This is a genomic window from Dietzia sp. B19 (genome assembly GCF_014145155.1).
Lineage (GTDB): Bacteria > Actinomycetota > Actinomycetes > Mycobacteriales > Mycobacteriaceae > Dietzia > Dietzia natronolimnaea.
This window is the reverse complement of the sequence record NZ_JAALED010000114.1, coordinates 1-3341: the sequence shown is the minus strand read 5'-3', so window position 1 is coordinate 3341 and position 3341 is coordinate 1. Positions and strand designations below refer to the sequence as shown.

The 3341-nt window shown below is 69.2% G+C and carries 3 protein-coding genes; all 3 read left to right on the top strand.

Going from position 1 to position 3341, the window contains the following annotated elements:
• Window positions 1-111: 111 nt before the first annotated feature.
• A complete protein-coding gene (locus G6020_RS04505; protein ID WP_182609812.1) occupies window positions 112-1113 on the top strand; it encodes an LLM class flavin-dependent oxidoreductase in 1002 nt (333 codons plus the stop codon).
• A gap of 92 nt (window positions 1114-1205) precedes the next feature.
• Window positions 1206-2414, top strand: a complete 1209-nt coding sequence (locus G6020_RS04500) for an acyl-CoA desaturase (RefSeq protein WP_182609811.1) — start codon at window positions 1206-1208, stop codon at window positions 2412-2414.
• A 22-nt stretch (window positions 2415-2436) separates the two neighbouring features.
• Window positions 2437-3261: a thioesterase family protein gene (locus G6020_RS04495; protein WP_182609810.1), complete on the top strand. Its 825-nt coding sequence runs from the start codon at window positions 2437-2439 to the stop codon at window positions 3259-3261.
• The last annotated feature ends 80 nt before the right edge of the window (window positions 3262-3341 follow it).

The following is a 3341-nucleotide window of genomic DNA, read 5'->3' as shown; positions in this document are numbered from 1 at the left end:
GAACTGGAACTGGAACTGGAACTGGAGCCGGGTGCGGACATACCCCCAGTGTGCCGCCCCCGGCCGGACACGGGACGGAATAGGTCCCGCGGGGCGTGGGTTGGACCGGTCATGACCCCCTCCCCGATGCCCCTGTCCGTGATCGATTTCGCCTCCGTCCGCCCCGGTCAGTCCGTCGGGGAGGCGCTGCAGGACTCGGTGGCGTTGGCGCGCAGGGCGGAGGAGCTGGACTACGAGAGGGTCTGGTACTCCGAGCACCACAACATGGGGTCCATCGCCTCCTCCGCGCCTGCGGTGCTCATGGCGCACATCGCCTCCCAGACCGAGCGGATCCGCCTGGGCTCCGGTGGGGTGATGCTGCCCAACCACTCGCCGCTCGTGATCGCCGAACAGTTCGGCACATTGGCAGAGTTGCACCCGGACAGGATCGACCTGGGGCTGGGGCGCGCGCCCGGCACCGACCCGCAGACGTTCCGCGCCTTGCGTCGCGAGCCGTCGGCCGCCGAGCACTTCCCCGACGACGTGCGTGAGCTGCAGGCATTCCTGGGGGACTCGCCGTCGGATCTCGCCCGCACCCGTGGGATCACCGCGACGCCCGGACGTGGCACCAGAGTTCCGCTCTACATCCTCGGATCGTCGTTGTTCGGCGCCCAGCTCGCCGCGAAGTTCGGCCTGCCGTACGCGTTCGCCTCGCACTTCGCGCCCGATGCGCTCGAGCAGGCCTCGGCGGTGTACCGCGACCGGTTCGAGCCCAGCGACCAGCTGGCCGAGCCGTACATGATCGCCGCGGTCAACGTGGTGGCCGACGACGACACCGGGCGCGCGGCCCGCGAGCTGCACTGGTATCGCCGTCAGCGCGTGAAGCTGATGGCCGGACGCGGGCGCCACTTCTCGGACGAGGAGCTGGACATGGTGATGGAGTCGGCAGCCGGTCGCCAGATCCTGCACATGATCACCTACACCGCCGTGGGGGACGGCCCCGAGGTGCGCGATTACCTGCGGGACTTCGCCGAGCGCGCGGGCGCGGACGAGCTGATGATCGCCCCCGTGGGGTCGACCCGCGAGCGTGTCCACGGCACGCTGGAAGTGTTGCGCCGGGCCTGGAGTGACTGAGATGCCGGTCGCCCAGTGCCGTTGGTCACGTATTCCCAGCGCGTGCCTACTCACGGGTAGCCATGGGTACCAGTCAGGCCTAGAGTTGATCCATGGCCATTTCTGATGTAGGCGAGTACGCGCACCTCTCTCCCGAGCAGATCGACGAGCTGGGGCGGGAACTCGACGCGATCAGGGCCGACGTGATCGCCTCGCGCGGGGAGCGGGACTACCGCTACATCCACAGCGTGATCCGGCTGCAGCGGGGGATCGAGCTGGGAGCCCGTGCCGTCCTGTACCTGGGCGCCCGGAACCGCACGGCCTGGGCGCTCGGCACGGGCGGCCTGGCCGTGGCCAAGATCCTCGAGAACATGGAGATCGGGCACAACGTCCTGCACGGACAGTGGGACTGGATGAACGATCCGGAGATCCACTCCACCACCTGGGAGTGGGACCTGGTCGGTAGCTCCGCGGACTGGAAGCACACCCACAACTACCTGCACCACAAGTTCACCAACATCGTCGGGTTGGACGATGACGTGGGGTTCGGCGTCCTGCGGGTCACGCGCGATGTGCCGTGGGAGCCCAGGTACTCCGCCAACCTCCTGGTCAACACCGTGCTGATGCTTGGGTTCGAGTGGGGGATCGGGCTGCAGCACGTGCGATTCCAGGACGCGTTCCCGGGTTCCGGCGCCACGCCCGCCGACCGGCGCACAGCCAAGGCGTTCCTGCGGAAGGCGGGCAAACAGGTCCTCAAGGACTACGTCCTGTTCCCCGTGCTCGCGGGGCCGTCCGGCCGTCAGGCGCTCACCGCCACCGTCACCGCGAACATCCTCCGCAACATCTGGACCAATGCGGTGATCTTCTGCGGGCACTTCCCGGACGGGGCGGAGAAGTTCACCCCCAAGGACGTCAAGAACGAGACGCAGGCCGAGTGGTACCTGCGCCAGATGCTCGGCAGCGCCAACCTCGACGGCGGCCCCGTCATGAACCTCATGTCGGGCAACCTGTCGTTTCAGATCGAGCACCACATGTTCCCCGACCTGCCGTCCAACCGGTACTCCGAGATCTCGCTGCGGGTCCGCGACCTGTGCGAGCGGTACGACCTGCCGTACGTGAGCGGGCCGCTGTGGAAGCAGTACCTGCAGTCATGGCGCACCATCGCCCGACTCTCGCTGCCCGACCGGTACCTGCACCGGACCGCCGACGACGCGGCGGAGACGCGCAGCGAGAGGATGTTCGACCGGATGCCGCAGATGCCGGGCCTGGCGACGGCCCTGGCCGCGTTCCGGAACAAGGGGCGCCCCCAACTGGTCCGCTGACCGCTTTGGCAGACTGTCCGGCATGTCGCTGAAGAGCATGCTGGAGTCCGCCTCGCGCGGCGGGAGCGTCGAGATCACGGACGGTTGGACGCAGGGCCGCGCGATCTACGGAGGCCTGACCGGGGCCCTGCTCCTCGCGTCGATCAAGGGGCGGCTCAGGGACGTGGCCGGGTCGGGGGCGGGGCCGGGGTCTTTACATCCGTTGAGGTCGTTCACCGTCTCGTTCGTCGGTCCCGCCACGCCGGGCCCGGTCGAGGTCCACGCCGAGATCCTGCGGGTCGGGAAGAACGTGACGCAGGCCCAGGCCACGCTGCGGCAGGACGGAGCGATCGTCGCCACGGCGCTCGCGGCGTTCGGGAAGCACCGCGAGTCGACCATCGTCGTGCCCCCGAGGCATCCCATGCCGGAGTTGCCCGAGCCCGGGACCATCGAGCCGTTCCCCTACATCGAGAAGATGACCCCGGAGTTCTACAAGTTCCTCGCGTTGAGGCAGTTCGGCGGCGCCCTACCGTTCAGCGGAGCCGAGACCGGAGACCTCTCGGGCTGGGCGCAGCTGCGCGAGGCCCCGGAGGAGTTACACGAGGAGCATCTGCTGGTGCTCGCGGACGCGTGGCCGCCCGCGACCATCCAGATGCTGTCCGGGTTCGCACCCGCCAGCAGCCTGACCTGGACGCTGGAGCTGGTGGCGGAGATCGGCCCCGACACGATCCCGCCGGAGGCGCTGTTCGCCTACGAGGCGACCACCGATGCCTCCCGCGACGGGTACGCGCACACCCACGCCATGATGTGGCGACCGGACGGGGCCCTGACGGCGATCAGCCGCCAGACCATCACCGTGTTCGGGTGACGGCCGGCGGCTGATCGGTCGGCGGCGGGACTCAGCCGGCGGCGCGGCTGGCCCTGCGTCGATCGCCGCCACGCGGCTGG

Bases quoted from the DNA above. Each gene is read 5' to 3' on its own strand.
- G6020_RS04505 (WP_182609812.1), top strand. From the start codon at position 112: ATGACCCCCTCCCCGATGCCCCTGTCCGTGATCGATTTCGCCTCCGTC.
- G6020_RS04495 (WP_182609810.1), top strand. From the start codon at position 2,437: ATGTCGCTGAAGAGCATGCTGGAGTCCGCCTCGCGCGGCGGGAGCGTC.
- G6020_RS04500 (WP_182609811.1), top strand. From the start codon at position 1,206: ATGGCCATTTCTGATGTAGGCGAGTACGCGCACCTCTCTCCCGAGCAG.